Source organism: Sphingobium jiangsuense (assembly GCF_014196495.1).
GTDB lineage: Bacteria > Pseudomonadota > Alphaproteobacteria > Sphingomonadales > Sphingomonadaceae > Sphingobium > Sphingobium jiangsuense.
In genome coordinates, this window is the sequence record NZ_JACIDT010000017.1 from 65,062 (window position 1) to 83,966 (window position 18,905).

The window sequence follows — 18,905 nt, forward strand, 5'->3', positions numbered from 1 at the left end:
CATGACGCGGATACGGATCAGCAAGGCCGACCATGATCGCATCACCCAGGCGATCCACGCCGCAGAGCGCACCAGCGACGCGGAGATCGTCATCGTCGTCGCGCCCCGGTCGGACGCCTATCATGATGTCGGCCTGCATTATGCGATCGCCGCGATGCTGTGCCTGCTGGCGCTGGTGGCGGCGTTCCCGCTGCGCTTTTCCGACTGCGCGACCGCGCTGCTGGGCGGGTGGGACCATAGCCTGCCGGTAGCGGTGCAGCTCGCGCTGCTGCTGGCGGCGCAGATCATCATGTTCCTCGCCGTCCGCTATGCGCTGGCGTGGATGCCGCTGCGCATCGCGCTGACGCCCGGCGCCACGCGGACGCGGCGGGTGCGCAGGCAGGCGGTGACGATCTTCCGCGCCTGCGCCGAGGGGCGCACGCGGGGCAGGACCGCGATCCTCATCTATCTCTCCCTCGCCGAGCACCGCGCGGAGATCGTCGCCGACGAGAGCATCAGCCGCCTCGTCGCGCCGGAGCGCTGGGGCGACGCGATGGCGGCGCTGCTCGACCATGCGCGGCGGGGCGACCCCGGCACCGGCATGGTCGAGGCGATCGGCCGGATCGGGGAGATCCTCGCCGAATATCTGCCCCATAGCGACAGCAATCCCAACGAATTGCCCGACCGCCTGATCGAATTGTGAGCCACCGATGACCGACAGCCAAGCCGCGCCCGAAATCAAATGGCAGGGCAAATATATCACCGTGCGCCAGCAGGGAACGTGGGAATATGTCTCGCGCAGCCGGGGCATCCGCGCCGCCGTGATCCTCGCGATCGACGAGGAAGGAGAGGACGGCCCCTGCATCATCCTGGTCGAGCAATATCGCATACCGCTGGGCAAGCGATCCCTGGAGCTGCCCGCCGGGCTGGTGGGCGACGACGACAGCCCCGCCGGGGAACCGGCGGCCGAGGCGGCGCTGCGCGAGCTGGAGGAGGAAACCGGCTATCGCGCGCGCTCGATGGTGGAGCTGGGCGATTTCTACAGCTCGCCCGGCATGGTGTCGGAAAGCTTCTGGCTGTTCCGCGCACAGGGCCTGGTCCGCGTGCATGACGGCGGCGGGGTGGAGGGCGAGGATATCATCGTCCACCGCGTGCCGGTGGCGCGGATCGCCGATTATGTCGCGGAACGACGCGCCGAGGGCATGGCGATCGACGTGAAGCTGCTGATAGCGCTGGGGGCGGGCATGATGGGGGTTTGATGCGCCCCAATGCGTCACCCCAACGCAGGCTGGCATGACGGAATTGGCAGAAACGGACAGTTAGCGGAAATTATCCGCATAAGCCTGAATCTTCAGGCGCTTGGGCGGGGGCATGGTCACATGATAGTCCAGCCCGATGCTGTCCGCATAGGCCATCGCCGCCTCCAGCGAGGGGAAGGTCAGCCGCAATTGCTGGCGCATGTCGCCGGACCCCGCCCAGCCTGTCAGCGGGTCGGGCCGCTTCGCCTCGGCCGGTTCATGCTCCAGAACCCAGGTTCCGGTCCCGGCCTTGCCGGACTGCATCGCATTTTTCGGCGTCTGATAGATATGCGCGGTCACGCACGGCTCCTTTGTTGCAACCGCCGATCCCCTTGCGCCACTTTGCGGCCTTGCGTCAAGATTGCCGCATCAAGATTTTGCGCCGGAGGACGCCCGCTTGGTGCGCAGCGTCGCGGCGGCGTCGGCCGGATTGTCGGGCCAGGGATGCCGGGGGTAGCGTCCGCGCATTTCCTTGGCGACATCGGCCCAGCTGCCCGTCCAGAAACCGGGCAGGTCCGCCGTGGTCTGGATCGGCCGCCTCGCCGGCGACGTCAGGCTGAGGCGCAGCGGCAGGCGGTCCGGGCCGATGCAGGGATGCTCCTTCAGCCCGAACAGCGCCTGCACGCGGATCTCGACCTCCGGGCCGCCGGGCGCCTCATAATCGATCGCCGCCTGCGTGCCCATCGGCGTGGTGAAATGCTCCGGCGCGAGGCGGTCCAGCGTCTTGCGCCCCTCCCAGCCCAGCCGCAGGTCGAGCACCGCCGTCAGCCCCTGCGGATCGACATCGGATAGCCGCCGCCTGCCCTCCAGCAGCGGGGGCAGCCAGTCGTCCAGCTCCGCCAGCAGCGCGGCGTCGGACAGTGCCTCCACCTGCGCGAAGCCCGCCCGGCGGCGCAGCGACAGCGCATGTTTCGACCAGGGAAGCCGGTCCAGCCCATGCTGCCGCACCCCGCTCAGCAGCGCGGCGGCCACCATCGCCGGATCGGGAGCATCGTCGCCGCCGCTGCTCAGGACGATCGCGCCCAGACGCTGCTGGCGCAGCGCCTCCACGCCGCCATTTTCGGCGCGGAAGCGCACGGTGCGCTCGATGGTGATGCGGTCAGCGAACAGCTCCGCCACCGCTCCGGCATCGAGCGCCGCCGCCGAGAGGATGCGCGCGCCCGATGCGCTGCCCTGCACCTCGCCCACCGCCAGCCATTCTTCCCGCGCCAGCGGGGACAGCGGATCGAGCCGGAAGCCCCGCCCGCCCGCGCTGATCCAGTCCGCGCCGTCGCCGGAGCGGCGCTTCGCCACCCGGTCCGGGAAAGCCAGCGCCAGACAGCGCCCGGCGGCATGATCGGGCAGCAACGCGTCGGCATCGCGCCCACCCACCATCACCGCCCAGCGCCGGGCGAGCTTCTGCCCGGCAGCGGCGCGCGCGCCCTTTTCCTGCCGCCAGCGGCGCAGGCGATCCTCCAGATCGACCGAGATGCCGCCCAGTCCCCGCTCGCCCAGCAGCACCGCGATGCGCGCGGCCTGATCGGCCAGCCCCATATCCTTCGCGGCGATCAGCATATGCGCGATACGCGGCTCCAGCGGTAGGCGGGCGACCGCGCGGCCATGGGCGTTGACCGATCCGTCCGCATCGAGCGCGCCCAGCGCCTGCAAGCGCCCGCGCGCCTCGGCCAGCGCGGCGGCGGGCGGCGGATCGAGCCAGCTCAGCCGCGCCGGATCGGCGACGCCCCATATCCCGCATTCGAGCAGCAGCGAGGAGAGGTCGCTTTCCAGTATCTGTGGCGGATCATAGGGCGGCAGGCCCTGCGTGGCGGCGGCCTCCCACAGCCGATAGGCGACACCGGGCCGCTGGCGGGCGGCGCGGCCCGCGCGCTGGGTGGCCGCCGCCTGGCTGGCCTTTTCGGTGACGAGCCGGGTGATGCCCGCCGCCCGGTCATAGCGCGCCCGGCGGTTCAGGCCGCTGTCCACGACGATGCGCACGCCGTCGATGGTAAGACTGGTTTCCGCGATAGTGGTGGCGAGGATCACCTTCCGCCGCCCTTCCCTGTCGCGAAGGATCGCCGCGCGCTGCTCCCTGGGCTCCAGCGAGCCGTGGAGCCGGTGGACGACGATATCCCCCGGCAGGTCGGCGAGCCGCTCCGCGGTGCGCTCTATCTCCGCGACGCCGGGCAGGAAGGCCAGCACGTCGCCTTCCGCCTCCTCGGCCAGCGCGCGGCGGATGGCGGCGGCCATGTCGTCCTCGATCCGCAGTTCGGCGCGGCGGCCGATATGGCGCAGGTCGAGCGGATGGGACCGCCCCTCGCTCTCCACCACCGGACAATCGCCCATCAGCGCCGAGAAGCGCGCGCCGTCGAGCGTCGCCGACATGGCGACAAGGCGCAGGTCCGGCCGCAGCCCGCCCTGCACGTCGAGCGCCAGCGCGAGGCCGAAATCGCTGTCGAGGCTGCGCTCGTGCACCTCGTCGAACAGCAAGGCGGAGACGCCGGAAAGCTCCGGGTCGTCCTGGATCCGGTTGCGGAATATCCCCTCGGTCAGCACGAGGATGCGCGTCGCGGCGGACTGGCGGCTGTCCATGCGGGTCGCATAACCGGCAAGATCGCCCACCGGTTTGCCGAGCAACTCCGCGATCCGCTCCGCCGCCGCGCGGGCGGCAAGGCGGCGGGGCGAGAGCAGCAATATCTGCCCGTCGCACCATGGCTCGGCCAACAGCGCGGGCGCCACCGCCGTGGTCTTGCCCGCGCCCGGCGGCGCGACCAGCACCGCATTGCCGCCTTTCCGCAGCGCGGAGAGCAGGTGGGGCAATACGGCATGGATCGGCAGGTCGGACATGGCCCGATCATGCACCGAACAGATAGAGATGGATCGGATTTTTCGGGTCCATCACCATCTTGGCCGTCAGCGCCAGCGACATGAGGATCAGCAGCGGGCGGATCAGGCGCCCGCCGAAGCGCATGGCGAGGTGGGAGCCGATCTGCGCGCCGATGAAGTTCGCGGCCGCCATCACCAGACCGGCGATCCAGACGACATGGCCGCCCCCTATCATCACCGCCAGCCCGCTCACATTGCTGGCGAAATTGGCGGCCTTGGTCTGCGCCGTCGCGCGCAGCAGGCCGAGGCCGCCCAGCGTCAGGAAGATCGTCGTGTAGAAGGTCCCGGTGCCCGGCCCGAAAAACCCGTCGTAAAAGCCCACCGCCCCGATCAGCAGGCTGAGGCCGAAAATCCCAAGGCGGCTGTGCCTGTCCGCCTCGCTCGCCGGGGGCGAGAGCAGGAAATAGAGCGAGATCGCCACCAGCAATATCGGGATGAGCGCGGCGAGGAAGGCCGGGCTGACCCGCTGCACGGCGATGGCGCCGAGCGCCGATCCGGCAAAGGCGGCGGCCACCGGCGGCCAGTATCGCCGCATGTCCATATGCCCGCCCCGCGCGAACGCATAGGCCGCGCCGCCGGTGCCGATGGTCGATTGCAGCTTGTTGGTGCCGACTGCCGCCAGCGGCGGAAAGCCGGAGGCCAGCAGCGCGGGCAGGGTTATCATGCCGCCGCCGCCCGCCATCGCATCGATGATCCCGGCGATGAACCCCGCCCCGGCCAGAAACAGGAGTATCTCCGCCGTCAGTTCCATCGCCGCCGGACGCCCGTCAATAGGCGCGGGCAATCGCGAACTCGACGGCCTCCGCCAGCGCATCGCGGGCCGGCCGGCCGTCAAAGGGCTCCAGCGCCTCGATCGCCAGCTGTCCGTAATGGCGCGCGCGGGCCAGCGTGTCGGCGATGGCGCCCGCCTTTTCCATCAGCGCGGTCGCATGGGCGAGGTCCTCATCCGAGGTGCGATGCCCGGCGATCGCGGCCTTCCAGAAGGCGCGATCCTCCTCATCGCCGCGCGCATAGGCGAGGATGACGGGCAGCGTCACCTTGCCGTCGCGGAAATCGTCGCCCACATCCTTGCCCATGGTCGCGCCGTCGGACGCATAGTCGATCGCATCGTCGACCAGCTGGAAGGCGATGCCGAGATTGCGGCCGTAGCTGTCGAGCGCCAGTTCCTCCGCCTCGTCCCGCTCCGCCACCACGGCGGCGATGCGGCAGGCGGCGGCGAAGAGCGCCGCGGTCTTGGCGTCGATGATCTCCAGATACTGGCTCTCGTCGGTATCGATGCGGCGCTGGGCGGTGAGCTGGTTCACCTCCCCTTCCGCGATCACCGCCGAGGCGTGGGAGAGGATCTGCAGCGCCTTGAGCGAGCCTGCCTCCACCATCAGCTCGAACGAGCGGCTGAACAGGAAATCGCCGACCAGCACGCTGGCGCTGTTGCCCCAGATGATATTGGCCGTCTTGCGCCCGCGCCGCATGCCCGAATGATCGACGACATCGTCGTGCAGCAGCGTGGCGGTGTGGATGAATTCGACGGCGGCGGCCAGCTTGTGGTGGCCGGTGCCCGCATAATCCAGCAGGCGCGCGCAGGCCAGCGTCAGCATCGGCCGCATCCGCTTGCCCCCGCCCGCGATCAGATGCCCGGCCAGTTCTGGGATCAGCGGGATACGCGACTGCATCCTGTCCAATATGACCGCGTTGACGCAATCCATGTCCTGCGCGACGAGGGCGATCATGGGGTCGAGCGAGGGGGAAGTGTCCCGGCCGAGGCGATGAGTGGAAGCAGTCATGACGCGGCCGATTTAAGACACCCCACGGCAAAGGCAAGCGGAATAGCTTGCGTTCGCCGGAATGAGCGGCAAAAAAGCCGCCAGAAACGGAGGTCATTATCTTGGACGAGTCGCTCGAACAGCTGAAACGCTATCGACAGAGCATCGACAATATCGATGCCGCGCTGATTCACATGCTGGCGGAACGGTTCAAGATCACGCAGGCGGTGGGCCGGTTCAAGGCCGAGCATGCGCTGCCTCCCGCCGATCCCGACCGGGAAGAGCGACAGATCGCCCGCCTGCGCGAACTGGCGAGCGCAGCACAGCTCGACCCGGTGTTCGCTGAAAAATTCCTGCGCTTCGTCATCGACGAGGTGATCCACCATCACAAGCAGTTCAGCGAGGGCTGAAGGATAGCGTTCTGCGGTGATTAGGCAACGTTTCCTCCCGTTCGCCCTGAGCTTGTCGACCCGAAGGGCGGGCGGAGCCCAACGGCTGTCTTTCTCTTGGGGCAAAAAGAAGGACAGGGCTTCGACAAGCTCAGCCCGAACGGTTTTCCTAAGTCACCTATCAAGCCAAAGCGGTCGCCCTCCGAACCTGTTCGCAAAGGACATAACCGCTTTCTAATTCGCAGCGGGCAGGCGCAGCCGGACGAGCAGGCCGCCCATGTCCTCGCTCTCGGTCAGTTCGACCGATCCGCCGTAGATTTCCGCAACATCGCGCACGATGGCGAGGCCCAGCCCCGTCCCCGGCTTGCTGGTGTCGAGTCGCGCGCCGCGATCGAAGATGCGATCCCGCTCGCCGACAGGGATGCCCGCGCCGTCATCCTCCACGTCGATCGTCACCACGCCTTCCTCCGCGTGGGCGCCGACCGTCGCGAACACGCTGCCGCCGCCATATTTGGCGGCGTTTTCGACCAGATTGCCGAGCAATTCGTCCAGATCCTGCCGCTCCACCCGCACATCGGCCTTCTCGTCGCCGTCCATGTCGATGCGCACCTCCGGGTAGAGGCGGGCGACGGCGCGTTCCACCGCCTGAAGGCTCGCCCAGACATTCGCCCTGCTCTGCGCCATGCCGCGCCGCCCGACCGCGCGGGCGCGGGCGAGGTGGTGGTCGACCTGCCGCCGCATCGTCACCGCCTCGCGCATCACCGTTTCGTTGAGGTCGGGCGCATTGGCCGTCGCCGCGTTCATGATGACCGTCATCGGCGTCTTGAGCGCATGGGCGAGGTTGCCCGCATGGGCGCGCGCCTCCTCCGCCTGCCGCTCATTATGGGCAAGCAGCGCGTTCAGCTCCTCCACCATCGGCAGCACCTCGGCGGGCATCGGTTCGGTGACGCGGCTCTTGTCGCCGGTGCGCATGCGCACGATCTCCCGCCGCACCGCCCGCAACGGACGCAGCCCGTAGAGCGTCTGGATGATGACCAGCATCAGCAGGCCCAGCCCCAGCAACAGGAAGCTGCGGATCAGCGTCACCCGCAGCGTCCTGATCTGCTCGTCCAGCCCGGATCGCGCCTGCGCCACGGCGAAGGTCCAGCGCTCGTCCGATCCGGGCAACACCACGCTGCGCTCCATCACGCGCAGGCTCTCGTCGGGAAACTGGTCGCTGTTGTAGACGCGCAGGTCGCTGCCGGGCCGCTCCACGTCCAGCCTCAGCGCCCGGTCCCACAGCGAGCGGGAGCGCCAATCCTCATGATGGGCGCTGCTGATCTGGTAATAGAGGCCGCTATTGGGTTCGAGGAAGCGCTGGTCGGCCAGCGGGCGGTTGAAGAACACCTCGCCGTCCGGACCGATCTCGGCCGAGGCGATCATCGCCGTCAGCACATAGGCCATGCCCTCGTCGAAATTGCGGGTGATCGCATCCTGCAACACGCGGTCGAGCGCCAGCCCGCCGCCCAGCAGCAATATGGTGATCCACAGCGCCGCCACGCCGATCATCCGGCGGCTGATCGACCCGGTCGAACGGACCGGCGGCGGGCCGGCCGGAGGACCGCCGACTTGATGGCTGGCGCTCTCGCTCACAACGGAGGGATTATGACGCCACCGGCTCTTCGAGGCTATAGCCAAGGCCGCGGATCGTCGTGATCACGTCGGGACCGAGCTTCTTGCGGATGCGCGTCACGAATACCTCGATCGTGTTGGAATCGCGGTCGAAATCCTGATCGTAGATATGCTCGATCAATTCGGTGCGGCTGACCACCTTGCCCTTGTGGTGGAGGAGATAGGACAGCAGCTTATATTCCTGCGCGGTCAGCTTCACCGGCTCGCCCTTCAGCGTGACCTTGCCCGACCGGGTGTCGAGCCGCACGTCGCCCGCGATCAACTCGCTCGACGCATTGCCCGATGCGCGGCGGATCAGCGCGCGCAGCCGGGCAATCAGTTCCTCGCTCTGGAACGGCTTGGCGAGATAATCGTCGGCGCCCGCGTCCAGCCCGGCCACCTTGTCCGACCAGCTGTCCCGCGCGGTCAGCACCAGCACGGGGAAGGCCTTGCCGTCCTTGCGCCAGCGGTCGAGCACCGTCAGCCCGTCCACCTCCGGCAGGCCGAGGTCGAGTACCACCGCGTCATAGCTTTCCGTCGCGCCGAGAAAATGCCCATCCTCGCCATCGGTCGCCAGATCGACGGCATAGCCCGCCCCTTCCAGCGTGGCCTTCAGCTGCTTGCCCAGATTGGGTTCGTCCTCGACAATCAACAGTCGCATGATATCCCTCTAATTAATGCGCCCAGCCCGCTATATCGCCGGTCCGTCCATCGACATCGACCCAGACGACCCGTCCATCGCGCACATATTTCAGCCGGTAGCGATTCGATTGCTTGTGGAATTCGGACCCGAGATAGGTCGCGTCGCCCATTTCCCGCTCGGTGCGGCGCTTGATGACGGAAAAGGGCATGACCCGCCCGTCCAGCATGGCGCGGCGGGCGGCATCCTGCTCGCCGCCGGTGCCGGAACGCCCGTCCGGCCTGTCCTGGTTCCGATCGCGCGCGGACGCATCCGACAGGGCAACGCCCCCCGTCATCAACAGGCCGATGGCACCAGCCAGGGCAATACGCGTCATCATCTTCATGCTCATGGCATAGCTTGCCGCCATTGAACAAGCGGTGAATGGCCCCGTCATGATCGGGAAAGGCTTGCCGGACCTGCCATTAGTCCCTAGCTGCATCCCCATCATGGCGGCACCGATCCTCTCCTACGAAAATCTCGGCCTTCAGCAGGGCGCTGGCTGGCTGTTCCAGAATCTCGACATCCATATCGGCGAGCGCGACCGGCTGGCGCTGATCGGCCGCAACGGCGCGGGCAAGACCACGCTGCTGCGCCTGATCGGCGGCGAGATAGAGGCCGATCGCGGCAAGCGTTCCATCGTGCCGGGCACGAAGGTCGTGATGCTGGAGCAGGACCCGAAGGTCGAGGGCTTCGCCACATTGCGGGATTTCGCGCTTTCCGGCGCCGACGCCCCCGTGGCGCATGAGGTGGAGGCGATCGCCGACCAGATCGGCATCGACCTCTCGCGCGAGGCCGCGACCGCGAGCGGCGGGGAACGCCGCCGCGCCGCCATCGCCCGCGCCCTTGCCAGCGACCCCGACCTGCTGCTGCTCGACGAGCCGACCAACCATCTGGATATCGCCGCGATCGACTGGCTGGAAAGCTGGCTGGCGCGCTATAACGGCGCGTTCATAGCGATCAGCCACGACCGCACCTTCCTCACCCGGTTGACGCGCCAGACGCTGTGGCTGGACCGGGGCAGCCTGCGCCGCAACGAGATCGGCTTCGGCGGGTTCGAGGCGTGGATGGAGAAGATCTATGCCGAGGAAGCCCGCGCCGCCGACAAGCTCGACGCGAAGCTGAAGATCGAGGCGCATTGGCTTGAACGCGGCGTCACTGCCCGGCGCAAACGCAATCAGGGCCGGCTCGCCAAGCTGCACGAGATGCGCGCCACCCGTGCGGCGATGATCGGGCCGCAGGGCACGGCGAAGCTCGCCGTCGTCAATGACGACAGCAAGACCAAGAGTGTGATCGTCGCGGAGCATGTGACCAAGCGCTTCGGTGAGCGGGCGGTGATCCGCGACTTCTCGCTGCGCATCCAGCGCGGCGACCGCATCGGCGTGGTCGGCGGCAACGGCGCGGGCAAGACGACGCTGCTGCGCCTGCTGACCGGCGAGATCGAGCCGGACGAGGGCAAGATCACCCGCGCGAAGACGCTCGACGGCATCGTCATCGACCAGCAGCGCAGACTGATGGCGCCGGAAAAGCGCGTGCGCGACGTGCTGGCCGAGGGCGGCGACTGGATCGAGGTGCGCGGCGTCAAGAAGCATGTGCAGGGCTATCTGAAAGACTTCCTGTTCGACCCGTCGCTGGTCGACGCGAAGGTCGGCACGCTGTCGGGCGGCGAGCGCTCGCGCCTGCTGCTCGCCCGCGAATTCGCGCGGGAATCCAACCTGCTGGTGCTGGACGAGCCGACCAACGACCTCGACCTCGAAACGCTGGACCTGTTGCAGGAGGTGATCGCCGATTATGCCGGGACGGTGCTGATCGTCAGCCACGACCGCGATTTCCTCGACCGCACGGTGACGATCACCCTGGGCCTCGACGGTTCCGGCACGGTGGACGTGGTCGCGGGTGGCTATGAGGATTGGGAGCGGCAGCGCGCGCAGCGGGCGGGCGTCAACCGCCCTGCCGCCGCCAAGGTATCGGCGACACCCGCCTCGCCGCCTCCACCCCGGCAGCAGACCAAGCTCAGCTACAAGGACCAGCGCGATTATGAGCTGCTGCCCAAACGGATCGAGGAGCTGGAAGCCGCCATCGCCCGCGACGAGGCCGCGCTGGCGGACCCGGATCTCTATGCGAAGAACCCTGCCCGCTTCGATGCGCTGATGAAGACGATCGAGCAGGCGCGCGCGGAAAAGGACGCGGCCGAGGAGCGCTGGCTGGAGCTTGCGGAAATGGCGGAGGCGCTGAAGGGATAGCCTGATATTTTCCGTCATCCCGACGCAGGCCGGGATCGCCGAAGGCTTGCACCGCGCCATCGATACCGATGCATGACGCCCCTTCAGGCGATCTTGTAGAAATCCGCCACCCGTTCCAGCGCGAAGCCCAGCACCAGCTTGCCCGCGCGCGACGGCCAGCCCAGCGCCTTTTCCGCCGCGCCCAGCCCCTCGCCCGCGCAGACCACGCGCCACAAAATGTCCGACAGCCCCGGCCCGCTGTGCCGCAGCGCACCATCGAATCGCTGCCGCGCCGAAAGGCGCCAGCCCTGCGGATCGACGCCCGCCGGAGCGGCGCGCCGGTTCCGCCCGCCGCCGGGCACCGCATCCCATGCCATCGTCACCCGTGGGCCGAGGCCCGCCAGCTCCCAATCCTCCCGCAGCCGGTCCCCGGCGCGGTACAGCCTGTCCGAGAGGATTCCGCGCGCCCGCAGCCAGGAGAGCGGCGATTCCCCGATATGGATCTGCAACCGCTGCTTCACCCCCGCCGGATCCTCGATTTCCTGAACGACATAGCGGCCCTTGCCATCGGCGCCGGACCGGGATGAAACGAGGCTGTGCTGAGCGTCCTTGTGCATGTGCATCATTTTCCTGTATTTTCGGGGGCACCCCCTTGCCATTGCCGTCGCGCTGTAGGAAAGAAGAAAACCATATAGGTTACAATGAGGGCAAGGAATGATAACCCGCATCCGCGAGGTCCGGCGCGCGAAGGGGCTGACGCTCGACGATGTCGCGAAGCGGTGCGATCCCCCGACCACCGCGCAGACGATCGGGCGGCTTGAAACCGGCACCCGGACCGTCTCGGTCAACTGGCTCAACCGCATCGCGGCGGCGCTGGGCGTCAACGCCGCCGATCTGGTCGACCTGCCGGGCAAGGAAAGGATCGAGGTCGCCGCCTATCTGGGCGCGGAAGGGGCCTATGCGCCGGGCCGGTCCTCCTATTTCGTCGCGCCGCTGATCGAGGGCGACATGGTGGGGCTGCGCATCACCTCCAGCATCGGCGACTATCGCATGGGCGACGAGGTCTGGTGCACCCGCATCGCGCCCTCCGATTTCGCGAGCGCGCTCAACCGCGACGTGCTCTTCCCCCGCCCCAGCGGCCGATTTCTGTTCGGGCGGCTGATCGGGCGCGACGGCGACCGGGTGCAGATATTGCCGCTGACCCCCGGCGCGCGGCAGCAGATATTGAGCGACCCGCCCTGGGCGGCGGTCGCGACCCGCCTCATCCGTGCGCTGTGATGCCGGACCTTGCCGACGAAACGCCGCCATGGTCATGCGAAAATTAAGCATTCCATGATAAGGGAGAGGGAATGAGCCTGCGCGTACTCACCCTTTCGACCCTGTTTCCGGACATGACCCGGCCCAATTTCGGCATATTCGTCGAACGGCAGACGCGGGAGCTGGCGCATCGGGACGGGGTGGAGGTGACGGTCGTCGCGCCGCTGGGCATCGCCCCCTGGCCGCTGTCCCGCGCGAAGCATTATGCGCCGCTGCTCAACCTGCCCTTTCGCGAGCAATGGCGCGACCTGACCGTCTATCGCCCCCGCTTCCCGGTGCTGCCGAAGATCGGCGGCGCGCTGCATGTCGCGAACATGACCCGCGCGATCCTGCCGCTGGTCCGCCGCCTGCATGCCGAAAAGCCGTTCGACGTGATCGACGCGAGCTTCTTCTACCCCGACGGGCCGGTCGCCCGCCGCCTGTCGAAGAAGCTCGGCATTCCCTATTCGGTGAAGGCGCGCGGCGCGGATATCCATTATTGGGGCCGCAACCCGGCGACGCGCAAGGCGGTTCTGGCGGCCGGCCTCGACGCGTCGGGCCTGCTCGCCGTGTCGGAGGCGATGAAACGATCGATGGTGGCGCTGGGGATGGAAGAGGGCAAGATCCGCGTCCATTATACCGGCGTCGATCTCGACCGCTTCTCCCCTCAGGACAGGGAGGCCGCCAAGGCGCGGTTCGGCGTCCGCGGGCCCGTGCTGCTGGCCGTGGGCGCGCTCATCCCGCGCAAGGGGCAGGATATCCTCATCCGCGCGCTGGCGAAGCTGCCCGGCGTCACGCTGCTGCTGGCGGGGCATGGGCCGAGCCGCTCCGCCTATGAGCAGCTGGCGGACGAGCTGGGGGTCGGCGAGCGGGTCGGCTTTCTGGACGCGGTGCCGCATGAGCAACTCCCCGCCCTCTACAATGCCGCCGATGTGATGGCGCTGCCTTCCGCATCGGAGGGGCTGGCCAATGCCTGGCTGGAGGCGATGGCCTGCGGCACGCCGGTCGCGATCACCGATGTCGGCGGCGCGCGCGAATTGCTGAAGGAGCCGGAGGCGGGCCGGCTGGTCGAACGCACTGGCGACGCCTTTGCCGAGGCGCTGTCCCAGATGCTCACCCGCCAGCCCGACCGCGACGCGATCCGGGCGACGGCGATGCGTTTCACCTGGAGCGCCAATGGCGACGCGCTGCTGGAGCATTTGCGGGATATCAGCGGCAAGTCCGGCTGAGAGAGCCCTTGGGCTGGCTTTCGCTGCGGCCCTTCGTCCGAGAAGCAGAGGGCCGTTATGGAGCTTGCAAAGCGCTTGCGGATGGCTGTTGTGGGGTGGTCAGCGGACCTCCGCCTTTACCGTCACCCCAGCGACCCGGAGGGCGACCGAAGGTCAACGCTGGGGTCGCAGGCCATGCTGCGCGCCGTATCACGAGATGCCAGCCTGCGCTGGCATGACGTGACAGGGAGGGCGGGAAATGACCGAAACCCGTCATCAGCAGGCAGGCGCGTCCGCAAAGGACGTCACTGCCAAAGCAAAAAGGCCAAACATGATGCCCGGCCTTCTGTTTGTTCCTTGTCCAACGGGCACCCGCCTTCGTTCAGCCCTCGTTGGAGCCGATGCGCTCCGCCCCCTTGGCGACATCCGCGACCTTCGACTTGCGCATCGCCGATTCGGGCGTGAGGCCGAGCGAGATAAGCAGCGAGGAGGACACATAGACAGACGAATAGGTGCCGACGACGATGCCCAGCATCATCGCTGCGGTAAAGCCGCGCAGCACATGGCCGCCGAAGATCAGCAGCGCGCCCAACGCCAGCATTACCGTGACCGAAGTCATCACGGTGCGCGGCAGGGTTTCGTTGACCGACAGGTCGATCAGCGCCTTCATGTCCATCTTGCGATATTTGCGCATATTCTCGCGGATGCGGTCGTCGATCACCATCTTGTCGTTGATCGAATAGCCGACGATCGTCAGCACCGCCGCGATGATGTTGAGGTCGAACTCCAGCTGGGTGATCGCGAAAAAGCCCAGCGTCATCAGCACGTCATGCATGATCGCGACGAAGGTCGACACGCCGAATTGCCATTCGTAGCGGAACCAGCTGAAGATCGCGATGCCGATCACCGCCAGCATGACGGCGAGCACGCCCTTCTGCACCAGCTCGCCCGAGACCTTGCCCGAAACCGTGTCGTAGCGGGTGAATATCACGCCGGGGTAGGATTTGGTCAGCTCCGCCTTCACCTTGGCGACCACCGCGTTGGAGGCGCCCTCGCCCCCTTCTTCAGGCAGCGGCAGGCGGATGGAGACGGTGTTGGGATCGCCGAACTGCTGGAGCGTGCCGTTGCCGACCCCCAGCGAATCGATATCCCCGCGCAGCTTGTCCATCGACGGCTTTTCGGTGAACCTCGCCTCGATCATCAGCCCGCCGACGAAATCGACGCCCATGTGAAGGCCGCGCACGCCGACGGCGGCGACCGCGGCCAGCGTCAGCAGCGCGGTCAGGGCGAACGCCCATTTCCGCATCGCGACGAAGCCGATATTGGTGTTGTCGGGAACCAGCTTGAGAAGGCGCACGCCTTATTCCTTTCCGGGCATCAGATGTGGATTTCGGTCGGGCGATGCCGCCGCACCCACAGGCTGACCAACATTCGGGTAAAGACGACCGCCGTATAGACCGAGGTCGCGATACCGATCAGCAGCACCACCGCGAACCCCTTGACCGGCCCGGAGCCCAGCATGAACATGATGCCGCCGGCGATGGCGTGCGTCACGTTCGCCTCGAAGATGGTGCGGCTCGCCTCCTTATAGCCGAACTCGATGGACTGGAGAACGCTGCGGCCGCGCCGCCGCTCTTCCCTGATCCGCTCGTTGACGAGGACGTTCGCGTCCACCGCCGTGCCGATGGTCAGCACGAAGCCCGCGATGCCGGGCAGGGTCAGCGTCGCGTTCATCAGCGCCATCACGCCGAGGATGACGAAGATGTTGATGACCACCGCCAGATTGGCATAGAGGCCGAACCGCCCATAGCTGAGGAACATGAAGGTCAGCACGGCGGCGGTCGCGATGGCCGAGGCGATGATGCCGCTGCGGATCGAATCGGCGCCGAGGTCGGGCCCGACGGTCCGCTCCTCCACCACCGTCAGCGCGACCGGCAGCTTGCCCGAGCGCAGCGCGATCGCCAGCTGGTCGGCCGTCTTGACCGTGAAATTGCCGGAAATCTGCGCCGAACCGCCAAGGATCGGCTCATTGATATTGGGCGCCGACAGCACCTTGCCGTCGAGGATGATCGCGAAGGGCCGGTTCACATTCTCGCTGGTGACGCGGCCGAATTTGCGCCCGCCCGCGCCGTTGAAACGGATGTTGACGACCGGCTGGTTGTTCTGCTGGTCGAAGCCCTGCTGCGCGTCGATCAGTTCCTCGCCGGAAACCATCACCTGCCGCTTGACCGCGATCACCGGCACGCCGGACGGATTGTCGGGATAGGGCAGGATTTCGCTGCCCACGGGCGCGCGGCCCTGGGCGACTTCGGCCGGATTGGCGCTGATGTCGACCAGCTTGAATTCCAGCTTCGCCGTCTGGCCGAGCAGGTTCTTCAGCTCCGCCGGATCCTGAAGGCCCGGCACCTGCACGACGATGCGATTCGAGCCCTGACGGATGATCGTCGGCTCGCGCGTGCCCATTTCATTGATGCGGCGGTCGATCACTTCCTTGGCGACATCCATCGCCTGATTGACCGCAGTGTCGATGCCCGCCTGCGTCGGAGTCAGCACGATCGTGCTGCTGTCGACCACCTCCACGTTGAAATCGCGCTGACCGGTCAGCCCCGCGCCCTGCGTCAGCGGGCGGATGCGCTCCACCGCGGCATCGACCTGCGAGGGATCGCGCACCATGAAGGCCAGCTTGCCGTCCCGCCGCGAGATATCCCCGATGGCGATCTTCGGATCGCCCCGGCGCAGCTCGGTGCGGACCTGCTCCTCCATGTTTTCGAGGCGCTGCTTCGCCACCTCGGCGGGGTTCGCCTCCAGCAGGATATGGCTGCCCCCCGAAAGGTCGAGGCCGAGATTGACCTTCGCCTGCAGGAAGGACGGCAGCTGGTTGTAGATGCGCTCGGGGAAGAAGGTCGGCACCGACAACAGCACGCCGACGACCAGCGAGGAGACGATCAGCCAGATCTTCCAGCGGGGAAAATCGAGCATGGCGTCAGTCGTTCGCCGGCTTGGCGCTGAGCGGGTCGACGATGTCGGTCAGCGTCGATTTCAGCGCGCGGACCTTCATGCCGGGCGCGAGTTCGACCTCGACCACGCCTTCCTCGACCTTGGTCACCTTGCCGATCAGGCCGCCGCCGGTCACCACCTGGTCGCCGCGCTTCACCGCCTCGATCTTCGCCTTGTGCTCCTTCATCCGCTTGCTTTGCGGGCGGATGATGAGGAACCAGAAGACGAGGAAGATCAGGGCCAGCGGCAGAACCTGGACCATGAACGCCGCGGCCCCTCCGGGGGCGCTGCCGGAAACAGCGGGGGTGGCCTGTGCCAGGGCAAGCGAGACAATCATGATCTATAGCTTTCCAATCAACCGGGATGCAGTCAGGACGGATGGCGGAATTGGCGCAAACCAACTCCCCACCCGGATCGGGCGCGGCTACCACAGATAGGATGGCCCGCGCAACGGGCAAGACGAACCGCGCGGGCCGGACGGGCGAATCCCGGCCAAAAGCATCTTTGCGACGAAAGACCCGCAAACGGGGCTTGCATGTTCGCGCCATTCGGCCTAAACGCGCCGCCTCGGTCGGGACGTAGCGCAGCCTGGTAGCGCATCACACTGGGGGTGTGGGGGTCGGAGGTTCGAATCCTCTCGTCCCGACCAATGGACTACAGAGAATACAGACACTTAAAACGGGCAGCCACGGCTGCCCGTTTTCGTATGTGCGCGGCCCGTAAGAACCTCGTAAGACCGCGCTGGCGAAACGCGCGGTCACGAGTCATGCGTCACGCCGCTTTCCTACGCCCTGCGGATGCAAGTTCCAGCGCCAGTTGCGGCGTAGCGGTCTCGTGAACTTGATCGCCGTTCAACACCGCGATAGCAGTCTGTGCTACTGCGAACGCGAGGTCACAAGGCACAGCATTTCCAATCTGCCGATATGTTGCGGACTTTCCACCAGCGAAATCGTAGCCCTCGGGAAAGGTGTGGAGGATGCGGGCTTCCTCTAGCGTCAATCTGCGGATGTAAGATGGCGTATCTCTCATTCCATATGGCGCACCGCCACGCATCAGATGTGCGTGATACGTCTCGACCCAACTCTCTCCATCGCCGTAGAACTGCCGTTCATCAATGATCGGCGTCTTATTGCCTCCCATCGAAGCCGGGAGCGTGGCACAGGGCGCGTTCGGGTTCAGAGGACGGCCAAGGCCGTTGAACATCATCCCAGCGTAGGGACTCTTCCGCAAAACGGGGCGCTCAGCAATCGTTACCACGGCATTGCACGTCTTTGGATTGCGCTCCGTCCCCTCACCCCCGAGGTGCTTAATCGCCTGTAACGTGGTCACCTCGGGTTTGAAAAACCGCTTGGCTCTGCGGTCAAAATCAATCCGCGCGACGTCCCGGAACCCCACGAAGAAAACCCTTTCGCGAGCTTGCGGCACACCGAAGTTCTTGGCGTTGAAGATCACCAGCTCGGTGTCGTAACCAAGGCGATCAGCGTAAGCTCGCAGTTCGTCTCGCACCTGCTTGAATTTTGATAGCGTGCCCAACGCCTTCACGTTCTCCATTACGAAAGCTCGCGGCTTCACAACCTCGACAGCGCGCAGAAACGATTTAACCAGTTGGCTTCGCGGGTCATCGAGAGCCATTTTTCCGGCGACCGAAAATCCTTGGCAGGGCGGGCCACCAAAGAGGCAATCCACGCCGGTAAACTCGGCCAAATCCGGGATGTATCCGTTGATGTCCCCTAGCGTGATATGGTCGCCGATGTTCCGTCGGTATGTTTCAACTGCGGCCTTATCGAAATCATTCGCCCAGAGGATTTCAAAACCAGCGCGTCGAAAACCGACGTCCATGCCGCCAGCACCTGAGAACAGCGATACAGCTTTCATCGCGGGTCAAACTCCGTATGCGGCGAATTAGAACATAAAGGGAACACAGCATGGCCGCACGAGGTTGTCAACTCTGACCCGTCACTAGCAGGCCCATTCTGGATTATCCGGTCATTCCTCATCATGATGGCACCCTTACTGCACTGACCGATTCGTCAGCAAGGAATACGAGGGGAAAATCTGTGATTGAGTCGAGCACACGGCATGGAAGAGCGCGAGTGCTCGTCAACGACTGGCTGAAAGCGGCAAAAGCCGGGTCGGCTATCAAGGCAAGCGATTTTCGTAAAGAGCGATCAATTCTTGAGAAACTCATTCCGGTAAAAGCTGCTGGCTTCAGAGGAATTGTCCTCACAGCAATCGTAGGGAAAGAACTCGATGCGAACTATGACCCTACCACCGATTTTTATGCTTCATCTCCTCGAACATTGTTCGAGAAGGGAATTTACTACGCGCTGCAAGAAAACCGAGTTCCATGCGGTAAATCGGACCCGCTGAACGTAGCGAAAAACGCCCAAGTCATCGACGAAACCTGGGCTAAGGGTCGCCGCCCAGAATCCGCTGCCATGGCCGCAGTAGAGTATATCAAATTGGTGCATTCTGTCCGTCGTCAGAACATTTGGCACAACTCGCGGCGTAAATTAGCGGAGTGCGGGCCTCGTCCTGGGGTTGATATTAAGCGGCGATCTTGCG

General features: G+C 66.1%; 19 protein-coding genes and 1 tRNA gene. 8 read left to right on the top strand and 12 right to left on the bottom strand.

From position 1 onward, the window contains the following. The first annotated feature begins 1 nt into the window (after position 1). A complete protein-coding gene (locus tag GGR43_RS18485) occupies positions 2-682 on the top strand; it encodes a TPM domain-containing protein (protein WP_188073412.1) in 681 nt (226 codons plus the stop codon). 7 nt (positions 683-689) lie between these two features. Next, complete coding sequence (locus tag GGR43_RS18490; protein WP_188073413.1) at positions 690-1,238, top strand: NUDIX hydrolase; 549 nt, start codon at positions 690-692, stop codon at positions 1,236-1,238. Between the two features lie 60 nt (positions 1,239-1,298). Here the strand turns inward: GGR43_RS18490 and GGR43_RS18495 are convergent, their stop codons facing one another. From GGR43_RS18495 to GGR43_RS18510, 4 genes are all read right to left on the bottom strand, one after another. Continuing rightward, on the bottom strand, positions 1,299-1,577 hold the full coding sequence (locus GGR43_RS18495) for an ETC complex I subunit (RefSeq protein WP_188073414.1): 279 nt from the start codon (positions 1,575-1,577) through the stop codon (positions 1,299-1,301). A gap of 69 nt (positions 1,578-1,646) precedes the next feature. Beyond that, positions 1,647-4,100, bottom strand: a complete 2,454-nt coding sequence (gene hrpB, locus GGR43_RS18500) for an ATP-dependent helicase HrpB (protein ID WP_188073415.1) — start codon at positions 4,098-4,100, stop codon at positions 1,647-1,649. Between the two features lie 7 nt (positions 4,101-4,107). Then, complete coding sequence (locus GGR43_RS18505; RefSeq protein ID WP_188073430.1) at positions 4,108-4,890, bottom strand: TSUP family transporter; 783 nt, start codon at positions 4,888-4,890, stop codon at positions 4,108-4,110. 16 nt (positions 4,891-4,906) lie between these two features. Next, complete coding sequence (locus GGR43_RS18510; RefSeq protein WP_188073416.1) at positions 4,907-5,920, bottom strand: polyprenyl synthetase family protein; 1,014 nt, start codon at positions 5,918-5,920, stop codon at positions 4,907-4,909. Positions 5,921-6,021: 101 nt separating this feature from the next. On the opposite strand from GGR43_RS18510, the gene GGR43_RS18515 reads away from it, so the two are divergent. Then, a complete protein-coding gene (locus GGR43_RS18515; RefSeq protein ID WP_188073417.1) occupies positions 6,022-6,309 on the top strand; it encodes a chorismate mutase in 288 nt (95 codons plus the stop codon). A gap of 213 nt (positions 6,310-6,522) precedes the next feature. Here the strand turns inward: GGR43_RS18515 and GGR43_RS18520 are convergent, their stop codons facing one another. The 3 genes from GGR43_RS18520 to GGR43_RS18530 form a co-directional block, all read right to left on the bottom strand. Beyond that, the gene (locus tag GGR43_RS18520; RefSeq protein WP_188073431.1) at positions 6,523-7,836 is read right to left on the bottom strand and encodes a sensor histidine kinase; all 1,314 of its coding nucleotides are present in this window, start codon (positions 7,834-7,836) and stop codon (positions 6,523-6,525) included. A 94-nt stretch (positions 7,837-7,930) separates the two neighbouring features. After that, complete coding sequence (locus GGR43_RS18525; RefSeq protein ID WP_188073418.1) at positions 7,931-8,599, bottom strand: response regulator transcription factor; 669 nt, start codon at positions 8,597-8,599, stop codon at positions 7,931-7,933. 13 nt (positions 8,600-8,612) lie between these two features. Further along, positions 8,613-8,963: a hypothetical protein gene (locus GGR43_RS18530; protein ID WP_425502249.1), complete on the bottom strand. Its 351-nt coding sequence runs from the start codon at positions 8,961-8,963 to the stop codon at positions 8,613-8,615. 103 nt (positions 8,964-9,066) lie between these two features. On the opposite strand from GGR43_RS18530, the gene GGR43_RS18535 reads away from it, so the two are divergent. Continuing rightward, positions 9,067-10,860, top strand: coding sequence for an ABC-F family ATP-binding cassette domain-containing protein (locus GGR43_RS18535; protein WP_188073420.1), 1,794 nt, complete (start codon positions 9,067-9,069; stop codon positions 10,858-10,860). A gap of 83 nt (positions 10,861-10,943) precedes the next feature. On the opposite strand, the gene GGR43_RS18540 is transcribed toward GGR43_RS18535, so the two are convergent. Beyond that, a complete protein-coding gene (locus tag GGR43_RS18540; protein WP_188073421.1) occupies positions 10,944-11,456 on the bottom strand; it encodes a DUF6456 domain-containing protein in 513 nt (170 codons plus the stop codon). A 97-nt stretch (positions 11,457-11,553) separates the two neighbouring features. On the opposite strand from GGR43_RS18540, the gene GGR43_RS18545 reads away from it, so the two are divergent. Both GGR43_RS18545 and GGR43_RS18550 read left to right on the top strand, forming a co-directional pair. Continuing rightward, the gene (locus GGR43_RS18545) at positions 11,554-12,117 is read left to right on the top strand and encodes a helix-turn-helix domain-containing protein (RefSeq protein WP_188073422.1); all 564 of its coding nucleotides are present in this window, start codon (positions 11,554-11,556) and stop codon (positions 12,115-12,117) included. A gap of 71 nt (positions 12,118-12,188) precedes the next feature. Beyond that, on the top strand, positions 12,189-13,364 hold the full coding sequence (locus GGR43_RS18550) for a glycosyltransferase (protein ID WP_188073423.1): 1,176 nt from the start codon (positions 12,189-12,191) through the stop codon (positions 13,362-13,364). Positions 13,365-13,725: 361 nt separating this feature from the next. Here GGR43_RS18550 and secF read toward each other — a convergent pair whose 3' ends face one another. The 3 genes from secF to yajC are packed head-to-tail and all read right to left on the bottom strand — an operon-like array spanning position 13,726 to position 16,677. After that, positions 13,726-14,700, bottom strand: coding sequence for a protein translocase subunit SecF (secF, locus tag GGR43_RS18555; RefSeq protein WP_188073424.1), 975 nt, complete (start codon positions 14,698-14,700; stop codon positions 13,726-13,728). A gap of 20 nt (positions 14,701-14,720) precedes the next feature. Beyond that, complete coding sequence (gene secD, locus GGR43_RS18560) at positions 14,721-16,322, bottom strand: protein translocase subunit SecD (protein WP_188073425.1); 1,602 nt, start codon at positions 16,320-16,322, stop codon at positions 14,721-14,723. Positions 16,323-16,326: 4 nt separating this feature from the next. Further along, positions 16,327-16,677 (bottom strand): preprotein translocase subunit YajC, encoded by a 351-nt coding sequence (gene yajC / locus GGR43_RS18565; RefSeq protein WP_188073426.1) that lies wholly within the window; start codon positions 16,675-16,677, stop codon positions 16,327-16,329. Positions 16,678-16,912: 235 nt separating this feature from the next. Between yajC and GGR43_RS18570 the strand changes: the two genes are divergently transcribed. Continuing rightward, positions 16,913-16,989 (top strand) — tRNA-Pro (locus GGR43_RS18570). 122 nt (positions 16,990-17,111) lie between these two features. Here the strand turns inward: GGR43_RS18570 and GGR43_RS18575 are convergent. Next, complete coding sequence (locus GGR43_RS18575) at positions 17,112-18,215, bottom strand: DNA cytosine methyltransferase (protein WP_188073427.1); 1,104 nt, start codon at positions 18,213-18,215, stop codon at positions 17,112-17,114. Positions 18,216-18,433: 218 nt separating this feature from the next. On the opposite strand from GGR43_RS18575, the gene GGR43_RS18580 reads away from it, so the two are divergent. After that, a partial coding sequence (locus GGR43_RS18580) for a hypothetical protein (RefSeq protein WP_223177516.1) occupies positions 18,434-18,905 on the top strand: 472 nt, incomplete at its 3' end.

Coding starts and splice junctions, on each gene's coding strand:
- GGR43_RS18490 (WP_188073413.1), top strand. CDS start 690: ATGACCGACAGCCAAGCCGCGCCCGAAATCAAATGGCAGGGCAAATAT.
- GGR43_RS18525 (WP_188073418.1), bottom strand. CDS start 8,599: ATGCGACTGTTGATTGTCGAGGACGAACCCAATCTGGGCAAGCAGCTG.
- GGR43_RS18505 (WP_188073430.1), bottom strand. CDS start 4,890: ATGGAACTGACGGCGGAGATACTCCTGTTTCTGGCCGGGGCGGGGTTC.
- GGR43_RS18485 (WP_188073412.1), top strand. CDS start 2: ATGACGCGGATACGGATCAGCAAGGCCGACCATGATCGCATCACCCAG.
- GGR43_RS18540 (WP_188073421.1), bottom strand. CDS start 11,456: ATGCACAAGGACGCTCAGCACAGCCTCGTTTCATCCCGGTCCGGCGCC.
- hrpB (WP_188073415.1), bottom strand. CDS start 4,100: ATGTCCGACCTGCCGATCCATGCCGTATTGCCCCACCTGCTCTCCGCG.
- GGR43_RS18535 (WP_188073420.1), top strand. CDS start 9,067: ATGGCGGCACCGATCCTCTCCTACGAAAATCTCGGCCTTCAGCAGGGC.
- secD (WP_188073425.1), bottom strand. CDS start 16,322: ATGCTCGATTTTCCCCGCTGGAAGATCTGGCTGATCGTCTCCTCGCTG.
- yajC (WP_188073426.1), bottom strand. CDS start 16,677: ATGATTGTCTCGCTTGCCCTGGCACAGGCCACCCCCGCTGTTTCCGGC.
- GGR43_RS18510 (WP_188073416.1), bottom strand. CDS start 5,920: ATGACTGCTTCCACTCATCGCCTCGGCCGGGACACTTCCCCCTCGCTC.
- GGR43_RS18550 (WP_188073423.1), top strand. CDS start 12,189: ATGAGCCTGCGCGTACTCACCCTTTCGACCCTGTTTCCGGACATGACC.
- GGR43_RS18530 (WP_425502249.1), bottom strand. CDS start 8,963: ATGAAGATGATGACGCGTATTGCCCTGGCTGGTGCCATCGGCCTGTTG.
- GGR43_RS18520 (WP_188073431.1), bottom strand. CDS start 7,836: ATGATCGGCGTGGCGGCGCTGTGGATCACCATATTGCTGCTGGGCGGC.
- GGR43_RS18545 (WP_188073422.1), top strand. CDS start 11,554: ATGATAACCCGCATCCGCGAGGTCCGGCGCGCGAAGGGGCTGACGCTC.
- GGR43_RS18575 (WP_188073427.1), bottom strand. CDS start 18,215: ATGAAAGCTGTATCGCTGTTCTCAGGTGCTGGCGGCATGGACGTCGGT.